Annotated in this window: 23 protein-coding genes and 1 tRNA gene; 17 read left to right on the top strand and 7 right to left on the bottom strand. The window is 72.1% G+C overall.

Annotated features, from left to right (window positions below; translation table 11 throughout):
• Positions 1–58: 58 nt before the first annotated feature.
• The 13 genes from ACFYSC_RS05225 to ACFYSC_RS05165 all read left to right on the top strand — a co-directional run bounded on the left by ACFYSC_RS05225 (position 59) and on the right by ACFYSC_RS05165 (position 11,711).
• Positions 59–679 (top strand): SurA N-terminal domain-containing protein, encoded by a 621-nt coding sequence (locus ACFYSC_RS05225; RefSeq protein WP_389956915.1) that lies wholly within the window; start codon positions 59–61, stop codon positions 677–679.
• 161 nt (positions 680–840) lie between these two features.
• Complete coding sequence (locus tag ACFYSC_RS05220; protein WP_389956912.1) at positions 841–1,869, top strand: MazG family protein; 1,029 nt, start codon at positions 841–843, stop codon at positions 1,867–1,869.
• A 77-nt stretch (positions 1,870–1,946) separates the two neighbouring features.
• Positions 1,947–3,224 carry a phosphopyruvate hydratase gene (eno, locus tag ACFYSC_RS05215; RefSeq protein ID WP_389956909.1) on the top strand — a complete coding sequence of 426 codons (1,278 nt, stop codon included), beginning with the start codon at positions 1,947–1,949 and terminating at the stop codon, positions 3,222–3,224.
• 131 nt (positions 3,225–3,355) lie between these two features.
• Positions 3,356–3,772: a septum formation initiator family protein gene (locus ACFYSC_RS05210; protein ID WP_389956907.1), complete on the top strand. Its 417-nt coding sequence runs from the start codon at positions 3,356–3,358 to the stop codon at positions 3,770–3,772.
• Complete coding sequence (locus ACFYSC_RS05205) at positions 3,769–4,374, top strand: DUF501 domain-containing protein (RefSeq protein WP_389956904.1); 606 nt, start codon at positions 3,769–3,771, stop codon at positions 4,372–4,374. Before ACFYSC_RS05210 ends, ACFYSC_RS05205 begins: the two co-directional genes overlap by 4 nt.
• Positions 4,371–5,342, top strand: a complete 972-nt coding sequence (locus ACFYSC_RS05200) for an exopolyphosphatase (protein ID WP_389956901.1) — start codon at positions 4,371–4,373, stop codon at positions 5,340–5,342. Before ACFYSC_RS05205 ends, ACFYSC_RS05200 begins: the two co-directional genes overlap by 4 nt.
• Positions 5,343–5,518: 176 nt before the next feature.
• Positions 5,519–6,904 carry a hypothetical protein gene (locus tag ACFYSC_RS05195; protein WP_389956898.1) on the top strand — a complete coding sequence of 462 codons (1,386 nt, stop codon included), beginning with the start codon at positions 5,519–5,521 and terminating at the stop codon, positions 6,902–6,904.
• Between the two features lie 241 nt (positions 6,905–7,145).
• Complete coding sequence (locus tag ACFYSC_RS05190) at positions 7,146–7,943, top strand: uracil-DNA glycosylase (RefSeq protein WP_389956895.1); 798 nt, start codon at positions 7,146–7,148, stop codon at positions 7,941–7,943.
• Between the two features lie 169 nt (positions 7,944–8,112).
• A complete protein-coding gene (locus tag ACFYSC_RS05185) occupies positions 8,113–9,429 on the top strand; it encodes an NAD(P)/FAD-dependent oxidoreductase (RefSeq protein ID WP_389956892.1) in 1,317 nt (438 codons plus the stop codon).
• A gap of 169 nt (positions 9,430–9,598) precedes the next feature.
• Positions 9,599–9,671: transfer RNA gene (locus tag ACFYSC_RS05180), tRNA-Leu, on the top strand.
• Between the two features lie 263 nt (positions 9,672–9,934).
• On the top strand, positions 9,935–10,717 hold the full coding sequence (locus ACFYSC_RS05175; RefSeq protein WP_389956889.1) for a Bax inhibitor-1/YccA family protein: 783 nt from the start codon (positions 9,935–9,937) through the stop codon (positions 10,715–10,717).
• A gap of 287 nt (positions 10,718–11,004) precedes the next feature.
• Positions 11,005–11,232, top strand: a complete 228-nt coding sequence (locus ACFYSC_RS05170) for a DUF4287 domain-containing protein (protein WP_179826446.1) — start codon at positions 11,005–11,007, stop codon at positions 11,230–11,232.
• 68 nt (positions 11,233–11,300) lie between these two features.
• Complete coding sequence (locus tag ACFYSC_RS05165; protein WP_389956886.1) at positions 11,301–11,711, top strand: PPOX class F420-dependent oxidoreductase; 411 nt, start codon at positions 11,301–11,303, stop codon at positions 11,709–11,711.
• 54 nt (positions 11,712–11,765) lie between these two features.
• Here ACFYSC_RS05165 and ACFYSC_RS05160 read toward each other — a convergent pair whose 3' ends face one another.
• The 3 genes from ACFYSC_RS05160 to ACFYSC_RS05150 all read right to left on the bottom strand — a co-directional run bounded on the left by ACFYSC_RS05160 (position 11,766) and on the right by ACFYSC_RS05150 (position 15,633).
• Entirely contained in the window at positions 11,766–12,986 is a 1,221-nt protein-coding gene (locus tag ACFYSC_RS05160) for an acetyl-CoA C-acetyltransferase (RefSeq protein WP_389956883.1), read from the bottom strand.
• A 252-nt stretch (positions 12,987–13,238) separates the two neighbouring features.
• Positions 13,239–14,609, bottom strand: coding sequence for a PQQ-binding-like beta-propeller repeat protein (locus ACFYSC_RS05155; protein WP_389956880.1), 1,371 nt, complete (start codon positions 14,607–14,609; stop codon positions 13,239–13,241).
• A gap of 52 nt (positions 14,610–14,661) precedes the next feature.
• Positions 14,662–15,633, bottom strand: a complete 972-nt coding sequence (locus ACFYSC_RS05150) for an SGNH/GDSL hydrolase family protein (RefSeq protein WP_389957933.1) — start codon at positions 15,631–15,633, stop codon at positions 14,662–14,664.
• A 140-nt stretch (positions 15,634–15,773) separates the two neighbouring features.
• On the opposite strand from ACFYSC_RS05150, the gene ACFYSC_RS05145 reads away from it, so the two are divergent.
• Positions 15,774–17,144: a cystathionine beta-synthase gene (locus tag ACFYSC_RS05145; protein ID WP_389957930.1), complete on the top strand. Its 1,371-nt coding sequence runs from the start codon at positions 15,774–15,776 to the stop codon at positions 17,142–17,144.
• Between the two features lie 34 nt (positions 17,145–17,178).
• Here the strand turns inward: ACFYSC_RS05145 and ACFYSC_RS05140 are convergent, their stop codons facing one another.
• Complete coding sequence (locus ACFYSC_RS05140; RefSeq protein ID WP_389956877.1) at positions 17,179–18,438, bottom strand: sensor histidine kinase; 1,260 nt, start codon at positions 18,436–18,438, stop codon at positions 17,179–17,181.
• Between the two features lie 136 nt (positions 18,439–18,574).
• Between ACFYSC_RS05140 and ACFYSC_RS05135 the strand changes: the two genes are divergently transcribed.
• Together ACFYSC_RS05135 and ACFYSC_RS05130 are read left to right on the top strand one after the other, a co-directional pair.
• Positions 18,575–18,838 (top strand): hypothetical protein, encoded by a 264-nt coding sequence (locus tag ACFYSC_RS05135; protein ID WP_389956874.1) that lies wholly within the window; start codon positions 18,575–18,577, stop codon positions 18,836–18,838.
• Between the two features lie 139 nt (positions 18,839–18,977).
• Positions 18,978–20,117, top strand: coding sequence for a cystathionine gamma-synthase (locus tag ACFYSC_RS05130; protein ID WP_362931107.1), 1,140 nt, complete (start codon positions 18,978–18,980; stop codon positions 20,115–20,117).
• 190 nt (positions 20,118–20,307) lie between these two features.
• Here ACFYSC_RS05130 and ACFYSC_RS05125 read toward each other — a convergent pair whose 3' ends face one another.
• On the bottom strand, positions 20,308–20,778 hold the full coding sequence (locus tag ACFYSC_RS05125; RefSeq protein WP_389956869.1) for a hypothetical protein: 471 nt from the start codon (positions 20,776–20,778) through the stop codon (positions 20,308–20,310).
• A gap of 407 nt (positions 20,779–21,185) precedes the next feature.
• Between ACFYSC_RS05125 and ACFYSC_RS05120 the strand changes: the two genes are divergently transcribed.
• A complete protein-coding gene (locus ACFYSC_RS05120; protein WP_362931111.1) occupies positions 21,186–21,608 on the top strand; it encodes a DUF6292 family protein in 423 nt (140 codons plus the stop codon).
• 10 nt (positions 21,609–21,618) lie between these two features.
• Here ACFYSC_RS05120 and ACFYSC_RS05115 read toward each other — a convergent pair whose 3' ends face one another.
• Together ACFYSC_RS05115 and ACFYSC_RS05110 are read right to left on the bottom strand one after the other, a co-directional pair.
• On the bottom strand, positions 21,619–23,568 hold the full coding sequence (locus ACFYSC_RS05115) for a VWA domain-containing protein (RefSeq protein WP_389956865.1): 1,950 nt from the start codon (positions 23,566–23,568) through the stop codon (positions 21,619–21,621).
• Positions 23,569–23,700: 132 nt separating this feature from the next.
• Complete coding sequence (locus ACFYSC_RS05110; RefSeq protein ID WP_389956862.1) at positions 23,701–25,098, bottom strand: sigma 54-interacting transcriptional regulator; 1,398 nt, start codon at positions 25,096–25,098, stop codon at positions 23,701–23,703.
• Positions 25,099–25,173 lie beyond the last annotated feature (75 nt).

The raw sequence follows: 25,173 nt of genomic DNA, 5'->3' as shown, positions 1-25,173 counted from the left end.
GACGTCCCGGGGGCGCGTAGCGGTAAGGTAAGCGACGTTTGTCGTGAAGGGATCGCATGTGAAGTCGACTCGAGTTCGCGTCATCCTGGCGGTCATCGCCACCGGTGTCGCTCTGACGGCCTGCTCCCCCTCGCAGGTCGGCGCCGCCGCCGTCGTGGGCGGTGACCGGATCAGCTCCGGTGAGCTGGAGCGCAACGTCCGGGAGTACGAGGCCGCGCTGACCAAGGCGGGCCTGTCCCCGGCGCAGCTGCAGTTCCCCGGCAGCGTCCCGCAGGTGGTGCTCTACCAGCTCGCCACCGCCAGGCAGTACACCAAGGTCGCCGAGAAGAACGGCGTCACGGTCACCGACGGCGAGGTCGACCAGGCGATCAACACCCAGGGCGGCGCCGACCAGTACGGGCAGCAGCTCCTGCAGCAGGCCGTGGCGCCCTCGCAGGCGCGCGCCTACACCCGGGCGAGGCTGATGATCACCAAGCTCATGGCCAAGTACGGCGGCGGCGCCGACCAGGAGGCCCTGCAGCGCGGCCAGCAGCGGGTGGTCGAGGACCTGAAGTCCGTGCGGATCGAGTGGAACCCGCGGTACGGCAAGATCAACGCGCAGCCGAGCCAGGAGCAGCCGCAGATCTTCACGGCCGAGGACCGCTTCGGCAAGGCGCCGGAGGCCGCGCCCCTCCAGTGAGGTGGCCCCGCCGGGCTCCGGCTCGGCGGGATGAGCCCCGCCCCGGGGCCCGGACACGCGGGCGCCCCGCGCCGGGGCTCGTGACCGCGGTCCGCGGCGGTCCCGCCCGGGGCCCGGTGGCGGTGCGGGCCGCGCCGTGGACGCCGGATAACCTCGGGGACATGCCCCTGATCGTCGTCACCACCTCGCCCCGGGTCGCGCCGGGGCTGCTCAGCCGGCGCGCCTGGCAGGTCCTCCAGGAGGGCCCGGTGCTCACCCAGGCGGCCGGCCACCCGCTCCTGCCCTACCTCGCCGAGGTCGGGATCGCCGTCGAGGTCGTGACCGCCGACCCCGCCGCCCTGGTCAGGAGGGCGCAGGGCGAGAACGTCGTGTGGCTGGAGGCCGACGAGGCGCTGATGCGCTCGGTCGGCCACGCCGCGCTGGCGCTCGACGAGCCGCCGCTGATCGAGGTCGTCCCGGGCTCCTACGACCTGCCGGGGGCCCGGCTGCTGGACCTGGTGTCGGTGATGGACCGGCTGCGGACCGGCTGCCCGTGGGACGCGAAGCAGACCCACGAGTCGCTGGTGCCGTACCTCCTCGAAGAGGCGTACGAGGTGCTGGAGACCATCGAGGAGGGCGACCACGCGGCCCTGCGCGAGGAGCTGGGCGACCTGATGCTCCAGGTGGTGTTCCACGCCCGCGTCGCCCGCGACCGCCCGGACGCCGAGGGCGGCTTCGACATCGACGACGTGGCCGACGCGATCGTCGCGAAGCTGGTCCGGCGCCACCCGCACGTCTTCGCCGACGTCAAGGTCGAGGGCGCCGAGGACGTCAGCGACAACTGGGAGGTCATCAAGGCCGCCGAGCGCGCGGCGAAGAACGCCGGCGACGCGGGGTCGGTCCTGGACGGCGTCCCGATGGGCCAGCCCGCGCTCTCCCTCGCCGCCCAGCTCCTGCGACGCGCCGACCGCGCCGGCGCCCCCGCCGCCCTCGCCTCCCCGGTCCGGGACGAGGCCGCCGAAGCCGGAGCCGCGCCCGCCGCGGCCGGAGGCGACCTCGGGGCCCGGCTCTTCGCACTGGTGCGGCAGGCGCACGAGGCGGGTCTCGACCCGGAGGCCGAGCTGCGCGCCGCGGCCCGCGCCTACCGCGACCGGGTCCGCACCTGGGAGACGAGGGAGACGGGTGACGAGGGCCGCCGTACCGGTGGGTAGGACGGCGGTCGCCGTGTCGCGGGGCGGGTCTCGGTAGGCTTCTGCGGCAAACTGTCCTGCGACTTTAGGAGTGCTTCGTGGCTTCCATCGAGGGCGTCACCGCTCGCGAGATCCTTGACTCCCGGGGCAACCCGACGGTCGAGGTCGACATCCTGCTGGACGACGGCAGCCAGGGCCGGGCCGCGGTGCCGAGCGGCGCGTCCACCGGCCAGTTCGAGGCCGTGGAGCTGCGCGACGGCGACGAGCGCTTCGGCGGTAAGGGCGTCGAGAAGGCCGTCCTCGGCGTGACCGACGAGATCGCCGACGAGATCGTCGGGTTCGACGCCGCCGAGCAGCGCACCATCGACCAGGTCATGATCGACCTGGACGGCACGCCGAACAAGTCCCGTCTGGGCGCCAACGCGATCCTGGGCGTCTCCCTGGCCGTGGCCAAGGCCGCCGCCGACAGCGCCGAGCTGCCGCTGTTCCGCTACCTCGGCGGTCCCAACGCGCACCTGCTGCCCGTGCCGATGATGAACATCCTCAACGGCGGCGCGCACGCCGACACGAACGTGGACATCCAGGAGTTCATGATCGCGCCGATCGGGGCGGAGACGTTCCGCGAGGCCGTGCGGATGGGCACCGAGGTCTACCACGCGCTCAAGGCGGTGCTGAAGGAGAAGGGCTACGCCACCGGCCTGGGCGACGAGGGCGGCTTCGCGCCGAACCTGCCGTCCAACCGCGACGCGCTGGACCTCATCCTGGTCGCGATCGAGAAGGCCGGCTACACGCCGGGCGAGGACGTCGCGCTGGCCCTCGACGTGGCCGCCTCGGAGTTCCACGAGAACGGCGTCTACACCATCGACGGCAAGGGGATGTCGGCCACCGAGCTGATCGCCTTCTACGAGGACCTCGTCACGAACTACCCGCTGGTCTCCATCGAGGACCCGCTGGACGAGAGCGACTGGGAGGGCTGGAACGCCATCACGAAGGCCCTCGGCGACAAGGTGCAGCTCGTCGGCGACGACCTGTTCGTCACCAACCCCGAGCGGCTGGCCCGCGGCATCGCCGAGGGCACCGCCAACGCGCTGCTGGTCAAGGTCAACCAGATCGGCACCCTGACCGAGACCCTCGACGCGGTGGACCTGGCCCACCGCAGCGGCTACCGCTGCATGATGAGCCACCGCTCCGGCGAGACCGAGGACACCACCATCGCCGACCTCGCCGTGGCGACCAACTGCGGCCAGATCAAGACGGGCGCCCCGGCCCGCTCCGACCGCGTGGCCAAATACAACCAGCTCCTGCGCATCGAGGAGCTTCTCGACGACGCCGCCCGCTACGCGGGTCGCGCCGCTTTCCCGAGGTTCCAGGGGTAGGTTCGCCTGTACGGCTTGCGCCCGGTTTGCCGGGGCACTGGCCGTACGCGAGGCAGGCCGGCCCCGCGGTCCTCACGCGAGGCCGGCCGTACGGACCCCGAGGGGCCCGGGGTGACGAGAGGCGGGTGGGTGTGTTGGCGAGACGGCCGCAGCTGACGGGGCGGGCCGCGGTGCTGGCGGTCGTGGTGTGCGCGATCGCGATGAGCCTCGCCTACCCGATCAGGGAGTACGTCGCGCAGCGCCGCCAGATCGCCCAGCTGGAGCAGGAGCAGGCCAGGGAGCAGGCCGCGATCAAGGCTCTGGACGACCGTCACCGGCGGCTCCTGGACCCCGGTTACATCAAGAAGGCGGCCAGGGAGCGGCTCTTCTACTGCGACCCCGGGCAGAAGTGCTACGTCGTGATGGGCGACGACCGCGCGGAGGAACGGCGGAAGAGCGCGGCGGGGACGAAGAAGGACGTGAAGGCGCCCTGGTACGAGACCCTGTGGCAGTCGGTCGAGGCGGCCGACACCGGCCGGGGCCGGAAGGCGGCCGGGGCCGGGGGATGACCCCGATACCCTTGGTGTCGTCTTTCTCAGGGGGTGTCACGGTGGTGGACGATCGCGATGTGGCGGCGGTGGAGCGGCAGCTCGGCCGGACGCCGCGTGGCCTGCGGGCGGTGGCGCACCGCTGCCCGTGCGGGCTGCCCGACGTGGTGGAGACCGCGCCGCGGCTGCCCGACGGGTCGCCGTTCCCGACGCTGTTCTACCTCACCTGCCCGAAGGCGGCATCCGCCATCGGGCGGCTGGAGACCTCCGGCCTGATGCGCGACATGCAGGCCAGGCTCGCCGATGACCCCGAGCTCGCCCGCGCCTACCAGGCCGCCCACGACGACTACGTCGCGCGCCGCGACGAGGCCGCCGTCGCGGACGGCCTCGATCCGCTGCCCAGGGACATGCAGAGCACCGGGGGCATGCCCGCCCGGGTCAAGTGCCTGCACGCCCTGGTCGCGCACGAGCTGGCGGTGCCGGGGAGCAACCCCTTCGGCCGCGAGGCGCTCGACGCGCTCGAAGCGCTCGGCGGGTGGTGGGCCGACGGGCCGTGCTGCCCCGCCCCCGAGTCCGGGCACGGAGCGGCCCCCGCCCCGACCACCGAACAGGAGACCCCTTGACCCGCGTCGCCGCGATCGACTGTGGCACCAACTCCGTCCGCCTGCTGGTCGCGGACGTCGCCCACGACACCCTGACCGACGTGGACCGGCGGATGGAGATCGTCCGGCTCGGGCAGGGCGTGGACGAGACCGGCCGGCTCGCCCCCGAGGCGCTGGAGCGCACGTTCGCCGCGATGCGCGGTTACGCCGGGCTCATCGAGCGGCACGGCGCGTCGGCGGTCCGCGTGGTGGCCACCAGTGCGACGAGGGACGCCGCCAACCGGCAGGACTTCGTGGACGGCGTGCGCGACATCTTCGGGGTGGAGCCCGAGGTGATCACGGGCGCCGAGGAGGCGCAGCTCTCCTTCGACGGCGCCACCCATGACCTCTCACGCCTCTCGCCCGAGACGGGACTGCCGTGCCCGGAGGGCACCCGCCCGCCGTACCTGGTGGTGGACATCGGCGGCGGCTCGACCGAGTTCGTGGTCGGCTCGACGCATGTGGAGGCCGCGCTGTCGGTGGACGTCGGCTGCGTGCGGCTGACCGAGCGGCACCTGCGCGGCGCGGGTGACCCGCCGTCCGCCGGGGTGGTCGAGGCGCTGGCGGCCGACGTCGACGACGCGCTCGACCGGGTGTCCGGTGAGGTACCGGTCGAGCGGGCGCTCACACTGGTGGGGCTCGCCGGGTCGGTGACGACGGTGGCGGGAATGGCGCTCGGCCTTCCGGAATACGACCCGCGGAAAATTCATCATTCGCGTATTCCGGCGACGCGGGTTCACGAGGTCTCCGCGCGACTGCTGGAGATGACGCACGACGAGCGGGCGGCGGTCCCGGTCATGCATCCCGGCAGGGTCGACGTCATCGTCGCCGGCGCGCTCATCCTCGACCGCGTGATGGAGCGGTACGGGTTCGCGGAGGTCGTGGTCAGCGAACACGACATTCTGGACGGAATCGCCTGGTCTATCGCCAAACCTGACAGAAGTATGTGAAACCACTACAGACTCTGGACAATTCTCCTATTGATGGGGTATTGAGGGGCCTTTCCGTTTATGGTTAGGTAAAGAAGCTTTAGTGAGGCTTTGCCGTGGGGCCCGGCACAGCTGTGCCGGGGCGGCAACCGTCTCCGAAGCGCTCTTCATGTTCCTAACGAACGGAGCAACCCCTCATGTCCGGACTAGCACGCAAGCTAGCCGTCCTGAGCGCCGGTACGGCCATGCTGGCGACCATGACGGCCGGACTGCTGGCCTCGCCCGCAGCGGCGGCCAGCGGTTCCACTCAGGCGCGGGCCTCGGCGGCCCACAGCGCCCCGAAGGCCGCGGTGTCGGTCGGCAGGCCCAAGGCCTCCCCGTCGAAGACCACCGACTGCCCCGTCAAGGTGACCTTCTCCTCGAAGATCAAGGTGAAGGCCTACGGCGGCAGGACGACCGTCGCCTACCGCTGGCTGCGCGGTGACGGCTCCAAGAGCGGCATCAAGAAGATCTCCATCAAGGGCAAGGGCGTCAAGTACATCGGCGTCAAGGAGTCCGCCACCTTCAAGGGCGGTGACCTCAAGAGCTGGAACTCGGTCCAGGTCCTGTCGCCGCGCAAGGTCACCTCGGCCAAGGGCTACTTCACCGTCGCCTGCGGTGAGGACAACGGCGACGGCGGCAAGGAAGAGGTCGTCAAGCCTCGTCCCCGTCACTGGACCTCCGCCCGCGTCTGGGTGGACGAGGGCGACTGCAAGGCCGTCGCGATCGGCCGGATCAGCACCTCCGGCAAGCGCTGGGTGCGCTACCAGTGGGTCGTCAACGGTCACGTCGTCGACCGCGACTCGGTCTACGTGAACGGCTCGCGCCGCGTCTACCAGGTGATCAAGCCGGGTCACGACCTTCGCGGCCAGGTGCGGCTGGAGATCCTCGGCTACCGCGGCGCGTCGGACGGCGCCTACTTCAGGATCCACTGTGAGGACCACTCGCCGCAGGTGAGCGCCTCCGTGAACGCCCCGGCCGACTACTCCGGCAGCTGCCCGGTCACCCGTACCTTCTCCGGCACCATCCGCGTCTCCGACGCCGACGGTCCGGTGCGGTACCGCTGGATCCGCGACGGCGTCGCCGGCTCCTGGGAGACCGTCTCCTTCTACGGCCACGGCGCGCAGAGCCGTACCGTGACCGACTCCTGGAAGGCGTCGGAGTCCGGCACCGCCCGGCGCGCGATCGACATCGCGGGCGGCCCGACCTCCGGCACCGTCTCGGCCAAGGTCGCCTGTGAGGCGGCCCCCGAGGCCAAGGCGTACATCTCCGGCGTCTCGGCCGAGCAGAAGGCGGGCACCTGCCCGGCGGCCACGGTCAGCGGCACCGGCAAGATCTACGCGACCGGTGCGATCACGGTCAAGTACGTCTGGAGCGTCAACGGCTCCGACGTGAAGTCGGGTGAGCTGACCTTCACCGGCGCCGGCGAGCAGACGGTGTCCTTCGACACCGGCTCCAACGGCACCAAGGCCGGCAGCGCCCGGCTGTCGATCGTCGGCGGCGGCAACTCGTCGGCCGAGTACAAGGCGGTCTGCGAGGCGTAGTCACGCGCCCGGCCGGATCCGGGCGGGCGGCGTGGGAACCTGACGCCCGTCCGGACGGGTCCGAGTGAGAACGAGAAGAGGAAGGCGGCGTCCGCGCTCAGCGGACGCCGCCTTTCCGTGTCCGCCTTCCGCGCCTGGTCTCCCGTTCCCACGCCCGTCCCCCCGTTCCCGTGCTCGTCTCTCGTGTCCCGTCCGCCGTTCCGGTCCTGGGCACCCCCTTCCGTCGGGCACCATCGAAGGCATGACCTGTGTTCCTCCGGGATCCGGCTGGCCGGGCGACCCGGCCCTGCCCGGCACCCCCGTCGCCCACGACGCCGCCGAGGTGGCCGAGCTGGCCCGGACGAGCGGCACGCTCGCCGAGCTGACGGCCCGGCAGTCGGTCTGCCGGGCCTGCCCGCGTCTGGTGGACTGGCGGGAGGAGGTCGCGACGGTCAAGCGGCGGGCGTTCGCCGGGGAGACCTACTGGGGCAGGCCCATCGCGGGCTGGGGCGAGGAGAAGCCCGGGATCCTCATCGTCGGGCTGGCGCCGGCGGCGCACGGCGGCAACCGCACCGGCCGGATCTTCACCGGCGACCGCAGCGGCGACTGGCTGTTCGCCTCGCTGTACCGCAACGGCCTCGCCGCCCAGGAGACCAGCGTCCACGCCGGTGACGGGCAGCGGCTCATCGGGGCGCGCATGGTGGCCGCCGTACGGTGCGCCCCGCCCGCGAACAAGCCCGACCCGGCGGAGCGGGCGGCGTGCTTCCCGTGGCTGGCCGAGGAGATCGCGATGGTCGCCGGCAGCGTGCGGGTGGTGGTCGCGCTGGGCGGTTTCGCCTGGCAGGCGGTCTGGCCGGCGCTGCGGGAGGCCGGGTACGACCTGCCGCGTCCGCGGCCGGCCTTCGGGCACGGCGCCGAGGTGGAGATCTCCCGGGACGGCGCCCCCGCCCACCTGCTGGGGTGCTACCACCCGAGCCAGCAGAACACCTTCACCGGCAGGGTCACCGCGGCCATGCTCGACGCCCTCTTCGCCCGGGCGGCTGCGCTGAGTAAGTTGTGAAGTCAATCACAAACGGATAATTTCTCGCCCTCATGGGCGAGATGCGCAGTTTTTCCGGGTCGATCTGAGAAGATCCTCAAGTTTTGCTCCGCCCGCAGTGGCATCATCCCACGAATCGACGTAAGCTTGTGAAAGCTTTCACAAAGCCAAGGATAAGGATGGCGCCGAAGTGAACCGCAACTCCAAGCACATCGTGGTCGTCGGTGGGGGCTACGTCGGCCTCTACACCGTGCTGCGCCTGCAGCACACGCTCCGCAAGGAACTGCGCGACGGCAGCGTGCGGATCACCGTCCTCACCCCCGAGTCGTACATGACCTACCAGCCGTTCCTCCCCGAGGCCGCCGCCGGGAACATCTCGCCCCGCCACGTGGTGGTCCCGCTCCGCCGCGTCCTGAACAGGGCGACGATCCTCAACGGCAAGGTCACCAAGATCGACCACGCCTCCAAGAAGGTCACTTTCGCGCCGAACGTCGGCACCGGGCACGAGATCGGCTACGACATCATCGTCATGGCCGCCGGCTCGATCTCCCGCACGCTCCCCATCCCCGGCCTCGCCGACGCCGCCATCGGCTTCAAGACGATCGGCGAGGCGACCGCGCTGCGCAACCGCGTCCTCGGCCTCCTCGACCGGGCCGAGTCCGACGACGACGAGGAGCTGCGCCGCCGGGCGCTGACGTTCGTCGTGGTCGGCGGCGGCTTCGCGGGCGTCGAAGCACTGGCCGAACTGGAGGACATGTCGCTGGACGCGGTGCGCTACTACCGCAACATCACCCGCGACGACCTCCGCTGGGTCCTGGTCGAGGCGACCGACCGCATCCTTCCCGAGGTCGGCCCCGAGATGGGCAGGTGGACCGCCGAGCAGCTCCGCGAGCGCGGCATCGAGGTCAAGCTCGGCACCCGCCTGGAGTCCTGCGTCGGCGGCCACGTCAAGCTCTCCGACGGCGACGAGTTCGAGTCGGCCACCATCGTCTGGACCGCGGGCGTCAAGCCCAGCCCGGTCGCGAACGCCGGAGACCTGCCGCTGGACGAGCGCGGCCGGATCAAGACCACCACCCGCCTGACGGTGGCCGGCGTCCAGGACGCCTACTCCGCCGGTGACGTGGCGGGCGTTCCCGACGTGACCAATCCCGGCCAGTACTGCGCGCCCAACGCCCAGCACGCCGTACGGCAGGCCAAGGTCCTCGCCGACAACATCACCCGTCAGCTCCACGGGCGGCAGCTCGTCGACTACCGGCACAAGTACGTCGGCTCGGTCGCCGGCCTCGGTCTGCACAAGGGCGTGGCCAACGTCTACGGGCTCAAGCTCCGCGGGCTGCCCGCCTGGTTCATGCACCGGACGTACCACATGTCGCGGATCCCCACCTTCAACCGCAAGGTCCGCGTGGTGGCCGACTGGACCCTGGCGCTGTTCTTCAAGCGGGAGACCGTCTCACTCGGGGAGATCCACGAGCCCCGCACCGAGTTCCGTCAGGCCGCGACGACCTGATCGCCGAGGCCCGGACCGCCCCCGCGCGGCGTGCCGGACCACGCGACCCGAACCCCCGGCAGGCCCTGTCCCGCCGGGGGTTCTATCGCATACATCGATCATGGTTTGTGTGACGCCTGATACAAAGCTGTGCTCCTCGGATGAGTGGTCCGTTACGTATGATTGCGGCGTCCCCGTAGCCCAACGGCAGAGGCAAACCCCTTAAAAGGGTTGTAGTGAGGGTTCGAGTCCCTCCGGGGGCACTTGCCGATCTTGCCCGCTGCCGTCCCCGGGGCTCCCTGACCGGCCGAGAGGCCACCGGCCCGCCGTCCGGAGATCCGGCGGGGAGGACGGGAACCGCACGGACGACCCGTGCGTTGAGATCTACGGCGGTAGCCGTACGGCCTGCCCGGCGGCGAACGCCGGTCCCGCGCCCGCGGGGCCGGTCCAACGGAGATCAACGTGACACGGCCGGGTGACGGCCGGTCCGATCACTCATCGTGCAGGTCGCAGCGTGGAGGCAGCGATGGAGAGCAGGAACCCGGTATTCCGGCAGGCGAACGCGCAACAGCGAGGCTGGAGCGCGCCGACGCCGACCCCTGACCAGCTTCAGGGGATGTACGACAGGCCGTCGTACGCACCGCCCGCCCAGCGGGCCATGACGATCGACGACGTGGTCGTGCGCGGGTTCATCACGCTCGGCACGCTGGTCGTCTCCGCCGCGGCGGCCTGGGCCCTGAACCTCGGCACCGCCGCCATGCTGATCGGCATGATCGTCGGTCTGGTGCTCGCCCTGATCGTCTCGTTCAAGCAGAGCACCAACCCCGTGCTGATCCTCGGCTACGCCGTCGGCTACGGCGTGGCCGTCGGCGTGGCGAGCCACCTCTACAACGACCTGTACAACGGCATCGTCCTGCAGGCGGTGCTCGGCACTGCCCTGGCCTTCGGCGGCACCCTCGCGGTGTACGCGCTGCGGATCGTCCGGGTGACGCCGAAGTTCACCAAGTTCGTCGTGGCCGCGGGCCTGGCGCTGATGGGCCTCATGCTCGTCAACTGGATCGCCGGTTACTTCATCGCGGGCGGCCTCGGGCTGCGCACCGGCGACGGCCTGATGTCCTACGCCTTCAGCGTCGCCGCCATCCTGATCGGCTGCTTCTTCCTGCTGCTCGACTTCAACTCGGTGGAGGAGGGCGTGCGGGCCGGCGTCCCCGAGCGGTACTCCTGGCTGATGGCCTTCGGCCTGACGGTCACCCTGGTCTGGCTCTACCTGGAGATCCTGCGCCTGATCAGCTACTTCTCAAGGGACTAGCGCCGCGCCGCCGTCCGCCCGAACCCCCGCCGGAGCCCCTCCGGCGGGGGTTCGCGCTTCCCGGGGCCGGGATTCCGGCGGGGATCCACGCCTCCCGGGGACTCTCCCGAACGAGGGTTCTTTCCTGCCGGGAAGGGTGATTCTCCTTACGAAGGCTGGGCATGACGGTGAATGACGAGCGAGCAGTGGATGACGAAACGCGGCGGGGCCTTTGCCTGTGAGGGCTTGCCATCCGATGGATCGTGATGCACTGTCGAGCAAAGGAAGCCCTATTCCTGGAGGTGTCCATGTCGTTGAACCACTCACCGGAGACGCAGAGCAAGCTGATCGCAAGGGTCCCTGACATCACGGGACGCGCACTCCCAGAGTGGTTCCAGGCCATCGACAACGGCCCGTCCTTCCTCCGTTGCGACGAGCGGGCCAACTGGCTCGCAACAGAGCACGGGCTGACCCACGGCTACGCCGCCGCCATCGTCCACGAGCACGAGCGTCACCGCCGCAGCCGTTACCTGTAGGCCGTCTACCCCAAGCCCGTACCCCGCCCGGGGGTGCGGGCTTGTGCGTGTCCCCGCATGATGGGGGCATGGATCTTGACAGCGCACGCGACTTCATCCGCGACAACCACCGGGCCGTCATGCTCACCCGGCACGCCGACGGCCGCCCGCAGATGTCCCCGGTCATCGTGGGCCTCGACACCGACGGCCGGGCCGTCGTCAGCAGCCGGGAGACCGCGGCGAAGGTCCGCAACGCCCGCAGGGACCCGAACGTCGCGCTCTGCGTGACGACCGACGCCTTCTTCGGCCCGTGGATCCAGATCGAGGGGACCGCGGAGATCGTCTCGCTGCCCGAGGCGATGGAGCACCTCATCTCCTACTACCGCGAGATCTCCGGCGAGCACCCCGACTGGGACGACTACCGGACGGCCATGGAACGCGAGCGCCGGGTCGTCATGCGGATCGACCTCACCCGCGCCGGGCCGGACGTGCACGGCTGAGCAGCCGGCTCCGTACGGCCCGGCTCACGCCTTCACGGCCTCGTCGGCCGGAGGTCAGCTGAGGCGCTCCAGGACCATGGCCATGCCCTGGCCGCCGCCCACGCACATGGTCTCCAGGCCGATCGAGCGGTCGTGGAACCGCAGGCTGTTGATCAGCGTGGAGGTGATCCGGGCGCCGGTCATGCCGAACGGGTGGCCCACCGCGATGGCGCCGCCGTTGACGTTGAGCCGGTCGAGGTCGATGCCGAGCTCCTGGTAGGACGGGATGACCTGTGCCGCGAACGCCTCGTTGATCTCGACGAGGTCGACGTCGCCGACGGACATGCCCGCCCGCGCCAGGGCCTGCCGGGACGCCTCGACCGGCCCGAGACCCATGATCTCCGGGGACAGGCCGGTGACGCCGGTGGAGACGACCCGGGCCAGGGGGGTGATGCCCAGCTCGGCGGCCTTGGTGTCGCTCATCACGATCACCGCGGCGGCGCCGTCGTTCAGCGGGCAGCAGTTGCCCGCGGTGACCGTGCCGTCGGGGCGGAAGACCGGCTTGAGCTGCGAGACCGCCTCGTAGGTGGTGCCCGCCCTGGGGCCGTCGTCCTTGCTGACCACGGTCCCGTCGGGCAGCGTCACCGGGGTGATGTCGGTCTCCCAGAAGCCGTTGGCGATGGCCTTCTCGGCGAGGTTCTGCGAGCGGACGCCGAACTCGTCCTGCTCCTGGCGGGACACGCCCCGCAGCGCGGCGACGTTCTCGGCGGTCTGGCCCATCGCGATGTAGACGTCGGGCAGCGCGTCGTCCTCACGCGGGTCGTGCCAGACGCCGCCCCCGCCCTCGGCGGCCCGCGCCGTACGGGCCTTGGCCTCGTCGAACAGGGGGTTCGCCGTGTCGGGCAGCGAGTCGGAGTTGCCCTTGGCGAAGCGGGAGACGCACTCCACGCCCGCGGAGACGAACACGTCGCCCTCGCCCGCCCTGATGGCGTGCAGAGCCATCCGGGTGGTCTGCAGCGAGGACGAGCAGTAGCGGGTGATCGTGGTGCCGGGCACGCCGTCCAGTCCGAGGAGGGTGGCGACCACCCGGCCCATGTTGTACCCCTGCTCGCCGCCGGGCAGTCCGCAGCCGAGCATCAGGTCGTCGATGGCGGCCGGGTCGAGCTGCGGCACCTTCGCCAGCGCGGCCCTGATGATCTGCGCGGTCAGGTCGTCGGGACGGATGTCCTTGAGGGACCCCTTGAAGGCGCGGCCGATCGGCGAGCGTGCGGTCGCGACGATGACTGCCTCGGGCATGTGGCTCTCCTGGGTTCGTGTGCCTCTCCTCCTGCGGAGGTTACCGCGCGGTAGCCCGAATGCCACGCCCCGGGGCCGCAGAAAACAGAACTTTGTACGGCAGGCGAGCCGCCGGGGCGCGGAACCGGCCGGCCGTACGCACCGGGGACGGCGCCGGACGGCTCGGTCGTCCGTTCCGGAGCCGGGCCGCCGGTCGCACACACCGGAGGCCCGGCCGTACGTGACGGCGGCTCAGCCGTACATGCCGGGGGCTCAGCCGTACATGCCGGGGGCGGTGCCCGTGCCGTCCTCGACGCCGTGCAGGCCGCCCTTCTCGTCACGCCAGATCCGCCAGCCACCCTGGCTGCCGGTGAACCACGCGGGCGGCGCGCCCGGCCCCCGCGGCGTGACCTTCTCGCCCCTGGCGAGATCGAACTCGCACAGCGATGCCACCGAGTAGAAGCCGGGGACCTGGTTCCGCAACGCGAGCGGCTTGGGATCGGTGACGCAGAAGGACCAGCCGCGCCGCCCGGTGATCTCGCCGGGACGGCCGGTGGCGAGGTCGAAGACCGTGCCCGCCTTGCCGTGCTTGAGGAAGCCGAGCGTGTCCATCCGCTCGGGGAAGGCGAGCCACCAGCCGGAGCCGGGGATCCGGTCGGACGGGATCTGGCCGAGGACCCGGCCGCTCTCGGCGTCGAGCCGGGCGAACCCGCCGTACCGGCCCTGCTCGTCGACGGGGCGGACCACCGGCGCGAAACCGGGGTTGCCGCTGGGGTAGACCCGCACCACCGAGGGACGGATCCAGTTGACCGTGCCGTCGGCGATCCTCACGGAGAAGAACCCGAAGGCGGAGAGCTTCTTCGTCGAGGGGACGGTGTACGGCGCGACGTAACCGACGAGGTTGCCGGAGGTCGCCCCGAACGACCAGCCGCCGGAGAGGTCCACCCCCGCGCCGAGCGGTTGCTCCACCGGCAGCTTCCAGACGAGCTTCCCGGTCCGCAGGTCACGCGACTCCAGGACGGGGTGCCGGGCCAGGCGCAGCACCACGGCGCGGGAGGCGTCGGACCACTCCACCTCGGCGATCCCGGGCAGCTTCCACAGCACCTTGCCGGTGGCCGGGTCGAGCACGACCATCCGGGCCGTCTCCAGGGCGGTGTTCTCCGGGACGCACACCAGCGCCCCGCACCGCTGCGGCCCGAACGTGGAGTTCAGCGGGCGGGTCCACCGCCGCGCGCCGGTGCGGGCGTCGCGGGCGACGAGCAGGGCGTTCCACCGGCCGCGCCGGAACGGATCGACGGTCACCGCGACGGTCTGCCCGCCGCCGGTATCGACGAGCGCCGGGGCCGGGACGCCCATCCCCGGCAGCCGGCCCGCCATTGTCGCCGGCTGGGCCCACAGCTTCCGGCCCGACGCGAGGTCGAAGGCGACCGTCTCCAGCGTGCCGCCGGGCAGCAAGGAGGTCGTCGCGGCGACGCCCCCGGCGGAGACGGTACGGCTGACCGCGTTCACCCCGGGGTTGTGCCAGGTGGGGTAGGCGGGGGTGGCCGCTTCGCTGCCGGAGCAGCCGGACAGGGCGCAACCGGACAGGGCCAGGGCTCCGGCGAGCGCCAGGATCGGTTTCGCGGGGGGCCGGATGGCGGGCATTCCACTCCAATGCGTCGAGGCGTGACGGCTTCGACGCGGAGGGTGACCGGAATCAGGCGTCGCGAGGCTGGACCCAGGGACGCCGGCGGAGCATCGTCACCCATCGTCCGTGGGGTCCGGTGGCCCGGCCGGCGACGCGGGTCGCGGAGACCTCGGCGCCGGGCTCCTCCGCGGCCATGGCCGCCGCGAGGTAGATCGACTCGCTGCGCCGCGGCCGCGGCTCGGGCCACAGTCCCAGCGCATTGCCTACAGACGGTAGCACCGCGTAAGCGACCTGTAGGTAGCCTTGGGCAGATGGGTGGTACCGATCGGGCCCGAACATCTCATCCGGGTTCGTGTCGAACTCCGCGCCGAGCATGTCGGCGAAGGCGACCGTCCGCCCGCCGGCCTCGACCACCGCGACCGTCTGCGCGGCGGCGAGCTGACGGCTCCACCGCCGGGTCACCCAGCGCAGCGGCTGGGCGATCGGCCGGACCGTGCCGAGGTCCGGGCAGGTGCCCACGACCACCTCGGCCCCGGCCTCCCGCAGCCGCCGCACCGCCTTCTGCAGGTGCCGTACGGCCTTCGCGGGCGGCGTCTGCGTGGTGACGTCGTTGGCGCCGACGAAGATGACCGCGACGTCGGGCAGCGCCCGCAGCGCCCGGTCCACCTGGTCGCCCAGATCGACGGAGGCCGCCCCCGACCTCCCCACCACGGTCAGCCGGACCGGCCGCTCGGCGACGCCCGCCAGACCGGAGGCGATCAGCACCGCCGGGGTGTCCGCGGGGTCGGTGGTGCCGAGCCCCACCGAGGTGGAGTCGCCGAGCATCACCATGCGGATCGGCTCGCCGTCGAAGTCGCCGTAGATCCCGTCGGACGGCGGGCCCTCCATGCCGTGCGGCCGGCCGACGAGGCGCCGGGCCACGGCCGCCTCGGTGAACAGCAGCCCGTAGGTGGCCGCGCCGAGCACGGTCAGCCCCCCTCCGCCCACGGCGGCGGCGGCCGCGATGCGCCGCGCGGCCCGTGCGGCTCCCGGTGTCCACATCACGTGGCGTTGCTCCCTCGATACGACACGACGGTAGCGTTGGCCTTGTAAGCAGCCGGCCGAGCCCCGACCACCCATGGGGACCACGGCGTTCCGCACAACAGCTGACAAAGCTATGGTATTTCGAGGTGATCTTCACCGTGCGCGTATACGACTCGCTCGTCGAACTGATGGGCAACACGCCGCTCGTCCGGCTGAACAAGGTGACGGCGGGGGTCCAGGCCCAGGTGCTCGCCAAGGTCGAGTATTTCAACCCGGGCGGTTCGGTCAAGGACCGGATCGCGGTGCGGATGATCGACGCCGCCGAGAAGTCGGGCGAGCTGCGCCCCGGCGGCACCATCGTGGAGCCCACCTCGGGCAACACGGGCGTCGGCCTGGCCATCGTGGCCCAGCAGCGCGGCTACAAATGCCTGTTCGTCGTGCCGGACAAGGTCGCCCAGGACAAGATCTCGGTGCTCCGCGCCTACGGCGCCGAGGTCGTGGTCTGCCCGACGGCGGTCTCGCCCGACCACCCGAACTCCTACTACTCGGTCTCCGACCGCCTGGCCAGGGAGACCCCGGGCGCCTGGAAGCCCGACCAGTACTCCAACGTCAACAACCCCGAGAGCCACTACCACTCCACCGGCCCGGAGATCTGGGAGCAGACCGAGGGACGGATCACCCACTTCGTGGCGGGCGTCGGCACCGGCGGCACGATCAGCGGCACCGGCCGCTACCTCAAGGAGGTCTCCGGCGGCCGCGTGAAGATCATCGGCGCCGACCCGGAGGGCTCCGTCTACTCCGGCGGCACCGGCCGGCCGTACCTGGTGGAGGGCGTCGGCGAGGACATCTGGCCGGCCACCTACGACACCACGATCTGCGACGAGATCATCGCGGTCTCCGACAAGGACTCCTTCGGCATGACCCGCCGTCTGGCCCGCGAGGAGGCGCTGCTGGTCGGCGGCTCCTGCGGGATGGCGACGGTCGCCGCGCTGCGCGTCGCCCAGCAGGCCGGCCCGGACGACGTGGTCGTCGTACTGCTGCCCGACGGCGGCCGGGGCTACCTCTCGAAGATCTTCAACGACGACTGGATGGAAGACTACGGTTTCCTGACCACCTCCAGTGAGGAGGGCCTGGTCAAGGACGTGCTGACCCGTAAGGGCTCCGGCATGCCGGAGTTCGTGCACACCCACCCGCACGAGTCGGTGGACACCGCCATCTCGATCATGCGCGAGTACGGCGTGTCGCAGCTCCCCGTGATGAAGGAGGAGCCGCCGGTCATGGCCGCAGAGGTGGTCGGCTCGATCCTGGAGCGCGATCTGCTCGACGCCCTCTACCGGGGCAAGGTCTCGCCGAACGACCCGCTGGCCGCCCACATGTCGCAGCCGCTGCCGATGATCGGCGCGGGTGAGCCCGTCTCCATCGCGGTCGAGGCGCTGGAGAAGGCCGACGCGGCGGTCGTGCTCGACGACGGCAAGCCGGTCGGCCTGCTCACCCGCCACGACCTGCTGGCCTTCCTCGCCAACCACTGATCCAGGCGTCTTCCGTGGCCTCTCTCCCGGCGGGTCAGCCGGGGGAGGAGGCCGGTCGTGCCAGCGGGCACTCCGCCGTCACCTCCCAGGCGCCCTCGGGGGTGGGGCCCGCGGTCAGCCGGCCGCCCAGCGCCTCGACGCGCTCGGCCATGCCCACGAGGCCGAACCCGCCGCCCAGCCGGGAGAACCGGCCGTCGGACGCCGAGCCGTAGTTGCGGACGCGCAGCACCACGATCCCGGGCGTCCCCCGGAGGCCGGGGCCGTCCGGCCGGCCGTCACGCGGGCCGGGCGGGCTCTCCGCGCCGCCCGCGCCGTACGGTCCGGCGGGGACGCCGGTCAGTCTCAGGTTCGCCTCCACCCAGCCCGCGTCCGGGGCGTGGCGGCGGACGTTGGTCAGCGACTCCTGCAGCACCCGGTGAAGGGTCGTCAGCACCTCCGGGGGGAGGGTGCCGTCGTCGATGCCCTGGCCGATGTCGAAGGCGACCGTGGGGCCGCCGGCGGAGAACCGCTCGACCAGCAGCCGCAGGTCCCGCAGGGTGCTGCCCGGGGAGCGGGCCGCCTCGTCCTCGGCGCGCAGCACGCTGACCAGGCGGCGCATCGAGGTCAGCGCGTCGGCCCCGGCGCCGGCGATCGCGTCGAGGGCGGGGACCACGGCGTCGGGTTTCTGCTCGGCGACGACGCGGGCGGCCTGCGCCTGCACGACGATCCCGGTGATGTGGTGGGCGACCAGGTCGTGCAGTTCCCTGGCCAGTTCCAGCCGCTCGGACCGCCGTACCGCGGACACCGCCTCCCGGCGGCGTTCCAGCTGGAAGCGGAGGTAGGCGCCCGCCCCGGCCGCGAACGCCCAGGGCACGAAGAGGGAGAACGCGGTGGCCACGATCTGCGGGGCCGACCGCAGGCGCCAGGCCGAGAACTCCAGCACGACCATCGCCGCCAGGGAGAACAGCGCCGCGCGCCGGACCGGCTCGATCGAGCGCAGCGCGCTGACGGTGAGGATCAGCAGCGCCCCGATCTCGGCGAACCCCGGCCTGCCGTCACCGCCGGTGACCAGGATGATCAGGGTGACGCCGGACGACAGCGCCAGGAAGGCGCGGAGGCCGCTCACCCGGCGGGTGCGCCGCCACAGTACGGCGAGGAGGCCGGCCGCGCCGCACAGCAGGTTGGGCCAGACCGGCCAGGTGTGGAGGCCCACCGCCAGCGCGACGTCGATCAGGAACAGCAGCGTCAGCCAGCCGATCAGCGCGATCTCGCTGAGCCGCCTGATCCAGTGAACGACGCGATGTGACTCACCCACGCTCACCGAGCCTAGGCCCCGGGTCGGTATGGCAGATCGGCCGTTCGGCCGACCGGCGTCCGGCGGGACCGGTCCTTCAGCGGAGGCGCGGGGGCGGGGCGGCGGGCGATGCTCGATGTGTCGAAGGGGAGGAACCATGACCGTCATCGGGATCGTGCTGCTGGCCATCGGGTTCGCGGTCGGGCTCTGCCTGGCCATGGCGGATCCGGTCCTGTTGTCGCGCGCCGCCGCCCAGGGCAGGGAGGCGGCCGGGCGCGGGAAGACCGGGAAGGGCGCCGGTGCGCCGCCGAAGGACGGCGGGACCCCGGAGAGGGCCGCCGGGGGCGCGGAGGAGGCGGACGGCGAGCTCATCCGGCTGCCGCGGACGGGCGCCGGGGGGCACCGGGCCAGGGCGGCCTGAGCCGGAGGGTCCGGTGGCCCGGAACGGCGGGCGCCGCAGACCCCGACGACTCGGGGCGGTCTGCACGGGTGGGGCGGCGGGTGGCGGAACGGGACCGTGCGGGACGGGCCGCCCGTCTCTTCCGAGTAGCGTTGGCCCCATGAGTGAAGGATTCGAAACACTGGCGATCCACGCAGGCCAGGAGCCCGACCCGGTCACCGGGGCGGTCGTCCCGCCGATCTACGCCGTCTCCACCTACAAGCAGGACGGCGTCGGGGGCCTGCGCTCCGGATATGAGTACAGCCGGTCGGCCAACCCGACCAGGACCGCCCTGGAGGAGGCCGTCGCGGCCATCGAGGGCGGCGCGAGGGGCCTGGCGTTCGCGTCCGGCCTGGCGGCCGAGGACGCCGTGCTGCGCGCCCTGTGCCGGCCGGGTGACCACGTCATCATCCCGAACGACGCCTACGGCGGCACCTACCGGCTCTTCGCCAAGGTGCACGAGCCCTGGTCGCTCCACTACGACCCGGTGCCGCTCGGCGACCTGGACGCGGTGGCGTCCGCCATGACCACGAAGACGAAGATCGTCTGGGTCGAGACGCCGACCAACCCGCTGCTGAGCGTCTTCGACATCGAGGCGCTGGCCCACCTCGCGCACGAGAACGGCGCGCTGCTGGTGGTGGACAACACCTTCGCCTCGCCGTACCTTCAGCAGCCGCTGTCGCTGGGCGCGGACATCGTGGTGCACTCCACCACCAAGTACGTGGGCGGTCACTCCGACGTGGTCGGCGGGGCGCTCGTCGCGCGCGACGCCGAGGTGGGCGAGAAGCTCGCCTACCACCAGAACGCCATGGGCGCGGTGGCCGGTCCGTTCGACGCGTGGCTGACCCTGCGGGGCATCAAGACGCTGGCGGTTCGGATGGAGCGCCACTGCGACAACGCCGAACGGGTCGTGGACCTGCTGCTGGCCCACCCGAAGGTGTCGTCGGTGCTCTACCCGGGCCTGCCCGAGCACCCCGGCCACGAGGTGGCCGCCAAGCAGATGAGGCGCTTCGGCGGCATGGTCTCCTTCCGGGTCGCCGGCGGCGAGGCCGAGGCGGTCGAGATCTGCAACCGGACGAAGCTGTTCACCCTCGGCGAGTCGCTCGGCGGGGTGGAGTCGCTGGTCGAGCACCCGGGCCGGATGACCCACGCCTCGGCGGTGGGCTCGCCGCTGGAGGTGCCCTCCGACCTCGTCCGGCTGTCGGTCGGCATCGAGACGATCGACGACCTGCTCGCCGACCTGACGCGGGCGCTGGGCTGACGGTCTGACGGGCGGGACCGGCCGTACGGCCCGGCGCGTACGGCGCGGCCGGGCCGGACGCGCGGACGCGCCGGACCGCGACCGCTCCGGACGGGCCGCGACCGCTCCGGACGGGCCGCATCACCGGGCCGCACCGCCGGGCAGGGTCCGTGCGGAGTCCCGCCGCGGGCGGCCGGGCCGGAGCGGCCGGTCAGGACGGATTGCCCCAGACCATCAGCACCAGGATGACGAGCCAGATCACGCCGATCACGCCGGAGAGCGCGGCGACCCGTCCGACCTGGACCTTCGCGTCGCCCTTGCGGCCCTCGGCGGTCCCGCCGTCCTTGCCGTCCTTGACGTCCTTGCCGTGATCGCCGGAGAGGATCCGCAGGGCGACGCCCTGGTCGCGGACCACCAGGGCGAGGAGCGCCAGGGCGACGATGAACAGCGTCATCGAGACCGAAAGGTACGGCCTGCCGAGATACTCGCGGCCCAGCAGCGCGCCGAACAGGAACACCCCCAGGGCCGCGATGCCGTATATGCGGGTGGTCCGGTGCAGGTAACGCAGGACGTTGACGTCTCCGGCGCGGATGAACCTCGGGGTGGACATGGTGGCGGCGGTGAGCGGCCCCAGCGCGAAGATCGCGAAGCCGATGTGGAGCCAGAGCAGCAGGTCTGTCATGCGCCAGACACTAACCCGCGGTGATCCCGCCCGCATACGGCTCGCTCGGGCCTTACCCACACTTCCGTCGCCGATGATCGTTCTCGGAACGTGGCCCGACGCGGGCCGGGCCGCCGGGGCCGGTTTCCGGGGAGGACCCGGGCGGAAACCCGCCGGCGGACCGCCCGGGTTTCCGGGCGATGAGCGGTTTCCGGGCGGTGAGCAGGGGCCGGGCGGGCGGCGGAGGGCCGGTTCCGGCATCACGCGAGGGTAGATCTTCGCATTTCGCCACTGAGCACTCCGTCGGGGTGAGTAGGATCACAGGCGAACTCGTTCCCGTGTGTGAGGTCCCAGACGGCTCCGGCCGTGGCCGTTCCGGGCGGGTGGTGAGAACCGATCGTGGACGACGGCACAAGGGAGTGCCCCCAGTGGGTGTGAGACATGTCGAGCCGTACACCGAGGAGTGGCGGCGTCAGCCGGCCTTCTACGTGAGCCGCGTCGCCGAGGCGCTGGGCGCCGAGGTCGCCGACTGGTGGGAGGGGCCGTGCGATCCGCGTGCCGCCACGATCCTGCTGACCGGCGGTGAGGCGCTGGTGTGGGACGAGGAGAGCGGCTGGCGGCGGGGCCGCTACGTCTCCGGCGACCGTGAGACCTGCACGGCCCTGGCCGACGCCCGCTATCTCGGCGGCGGTCTGCTGCTCCGCCCGGAGCGGGTGCCCGAGGCCGTGGCGGACGCGCGGGCCGGGGTGGGCAACAGCACGGCCTGGCGGCCCTGCTACCGCTCCTACCGCCACTACCGCGACGGCTTCGACCTGGCGCTCGACTCCTACCCGGCCTACGTCGGCGCCTGAGCCCGGCGGGTCAGCGGGACCGGCGGGTCCGCAGGAAGTCGCTGACGACGTACTCCCCGAGGCGGTCGGCCTCGGAGGAGAAGACCCGGCCGCCGTTGCGGCGGGCCACCTCGTTCACGAAGTCCCGCAGCCGCTCGTCGTCGGCGAGCATGAAGACGTTGAGCGTCGCCCGGCGGCGCGTCATCTTGTCCACCTCGGCGAGCGTCAGCTCCAGCGTCTCGTTCGTGGGCGGCCACTCGAAGGCCGCCGAGCCGTTGCGCCGCAGGTGGGCGGTGGGCTCGCCGTCGGTGACCACGAGCACGACCGGCTCGAAGTCGGGGTGGCGGTCCAGGTGACGTCCCGCGATCAGCAGGGCGTGGTGCAGGTTGGTGCCCTGGACCATGTCCCACTCCAGCCCGGCCAGCTCGTCGGGCGCGAGGACCCGGGCGTAGTTGGAGAAGCCGATGATCTGCACCGAGTCCTGCGGGAACTTCGAGCTGACCAGTGCCTGCAGGGCCAGCGCGGTCTGCTTGGCCGCCGCCCACGTGCCGCGCAGGGCCATCGAGTAGGAGAGGTCCACCAGCAGGCAGACGGCCGCGGCCGTGCGCCGCTCGGTCTCGGCGACCTCGAAGTCGTCGACCGACAGGGTCACCGCTCCGCCGCCCCCGCCGCCGCGCCGTACGGAGTTGACGACGGTGCGGACCACGTCGATGGGCTGCTCGTCGCCGAACCGCCACGGCCGGGAGGAACCGGTCAGTTCCCCGGCCGAGCCGGCGTCGGTCTGGTCGTGGTCGCCGCGGCGTCCGGCGTCGAGGGAGGCGAAGACGCGGCGCAGGGCGGTCTCGCCCAGGCGGCGGACGGCCTTAGGGGTCAGCTCCAGCTTGCCGCGCTGGCGGCGGAGGTAGCCCTGCTGCTCCAGCTCGCGCTCGACCTGCCTGAGCGCCTCCAGGTCGTCGACCGCGGAGCGGCCCAGGGCGCGGCGGACCGCGGCCTCGTCGATGTCGTCGAGGCGGGCGCCCGGGTAGTCCTGGCGCAGCGCCGCCTCCAGCTGGGTCAGGTCGGCGAGCTCGTCCAGGGCGGTGACCGCGTCGCCCATCCCCATCGGCTCCTCGCCGGACAACCGCTCGGGGGTGTTCCAGGCGAGGTCGGGGCGGCGGTTGTAGAGGGACTCGCCCAGGCGGCGCATCTCCTCGTCCAGGCCGGCCTGCTCCAGCGTCTGGTTCATCAGGTCGGCCAGTTCCTCGCGCTGCTCCGGGGTGAGCGAGGCCAGGAGGCGCTGGGTGGCGGCGGCCCGCCGGGCGAGGATGTCGACCAGCTCCTCCAGGTTGCGCGGCGCCTCCGGGAACATGTCCCCATATTTCGACATGAAGCCGTCGAAGTCGGCTTGGGTGTGCTCGCCCCGGGAGTCCCGGTCGAGCATGTCGTTCAGCTCCGACATCATCCGCCGGACCCGCTCCATCGCCTCGGGATCGGGACTGGCCAGCGCCTGCTTCATGCCGCGGAACTGGCTGTCGAGCACCTCCCTGCGCAGCAGGTCGCGCAGCTCCTCGAAGGTCCGCCGCGCCTCCTGCGACCGCCACCGGTAGTCCGTCAGCTCCCGGATCGCGCCCGCGGTGTCCTCCGGCAGCCCGTCCAGCTCGGCCTCGCGCAGCCGGGCCTCATCGGACGGGTCGGGGAACAGCGCGGCCCGCTCCTGTTCGAGGGCCCGGTCCAGCAGGGCGCGGGCCCGCTCCAGCGTCCCGTCGAGGCGGCCGCGCTCACGCAGCTCGCGCCGGCGACGCCGTACCTCGCGGAGCAGGTCGTCCAGCCCCCGCCGGTCCCGCGCGCCGGGCAGGCCCTCCCGTAGCAGGTCGCGCAGCGCGTGGGCGGGGTTGGAGCCGGACAGCACCGAGTCGCCCATCCGGTCCAGCGCCGAACGCACGTCGTACGGCGGGGCCAGCGGGTCCGGGCCGTCCCGGTACTCGCCATAGCGGTAGGACATGGTGCCCCTTCCCGATGCGATGGGCCCGATGGGCCGGCGGCTCCTGCCGGAGGGCCGGAGGGCCGCCGGTGTTCCCGCGGTTCCACCGGTTCTCCTACGGTGTCCCCGCGAGGTCCCCGCGGGGCGGGTGGATCAGGTGCGGTAGACCGCCCCGCCGTCCGTCTCGTCCTTGGACAGCCGGCGCAGGAGGTAGAGGCCCTCCAGGGCGAACTCCAGCGCCGCCGCGGCGTGCCCCGGGGACTCGTCGCCGATGCCGAGCCGTTCCATGATCTTCGCCAGTCCGGTCACCGGGCCGATCCTGCCCAGCAGCTCCGAGGCCGGGACCAGCGGCCCGGACTCGACCTGGACGCCCTGGGAGAACTTCTCCAGCAGCGCGCTGAGGTCCATGCCGCCCAGGGTGCCGCGGAACGTCTCGGCCACCGCCCGGCGCAGCAGGTGGGCCAGCACCTCGGTCTCCCGGCCCTCCTCGCTGACCTCGAACTCCACCTTGCCGCGCAGCGTGTGCACGATGCCCGGCAGGTCGGCCACCCGGGCCACCGCGCGCTCCTCACCGGTCAGCGCGGCCCGCCGTACGGCCGAGGCCGCGGCGGTCTCGGCGGCGGCGATGGAGAAGCGGGCCGACACGCCCGACCGCGAGTCCACCGCGGTGGACTCGCGGACCAGCCGGGTGAAGCGCGCGATCGTCTCGACCAGGTGGTCGGGCAGGTCCGCGCCGACGTGGCCGAGGTCGGCCTCCTGCCGGATGAGGGAGAGCTCGGTCTCGATCGACAGCGGGTAGTGGGTGCGGATCTCCGCGCCGAAGCGGTCCTTCAGCGGGGTGATGATCCGGCCGCGGTTGGTGTAGTCCTCGGGGTTGGCGCTGGCGATCAGCAGGAGGTCCAGCGGCAGCCGCAGGTTGTAGCCGCGCACCTGGATGTCGCGCTCCTCCAGCACGTTGAGCAGTGCCACCTGGATGCGCTCGGCGAGGTCGGGCAGCTCGTTGACGGAGAAGACCCCCCGGTTGCTCCGCGGCACCAGGCCGTAGTGGACGGTCTCCGGATCGCCGAGCGTGCGCCCCTCGGCGATCTTGATGGGGTCGACGTCGCCGATCAGGTCGCCCACGGAGGTGTCGGGCGTGGCGAGCTTCTCGCCGTAGCGCTCGTCCCGGTGCCGCCAGGAGACCGGAAGCTCCTCGCCCAGCTCACCGGCCAGGCGGCGGCAGCGCACGCAGGAGGGCGCGTAGGGGTGGTCGTTGATCTCGCAGCCGTCCACCACCGGCGTCCACTCGTCGAGCAGGCCGGTGACGGTGCGGATCAGCCGGGTCTTGCCCTGGCCGCGCTCGCCCAGCAGGACCAGGTCGTGCCCGGCGAGCAGGGCCCGCTCCAGCTGGGGCAGGACGGTGTCGTCGAATCCCACGATGCCGGGGAACCGCGGCTCCCCCGATCTGAGCCGGGCCAGGAGGTTCTCGCGGATCTCGGCCTTGGTGGTCCGGTGGATATGGCCGCTCGCGCGAAGCTCGCGCAGAGTTCGTGGCTCTGGAGTGTGAGGCACGCAACGAGCCTACGTCGCCCGCTCCGGAACCGGCACTCTTATCCCGGTTTCGGATCTTCGCCATTGTTGGCCGCC

The sequence above is a fragment of the Streptosporangium sp. NPDC004379 genome, from assembly GCF_042873875.1.
In the GTDB taxonomy this organism is placed as follows: Bacteria; Actinomycetota; Actinomycetes; order Streptosporangiales; family Streptosporangiaceae; genus Streptosporangium.
The sequence above is the reverse complement of the archived record's forward strand: the minus strand, read 5'-3'. Positions and strand labels throughout refer to the sequence as shown.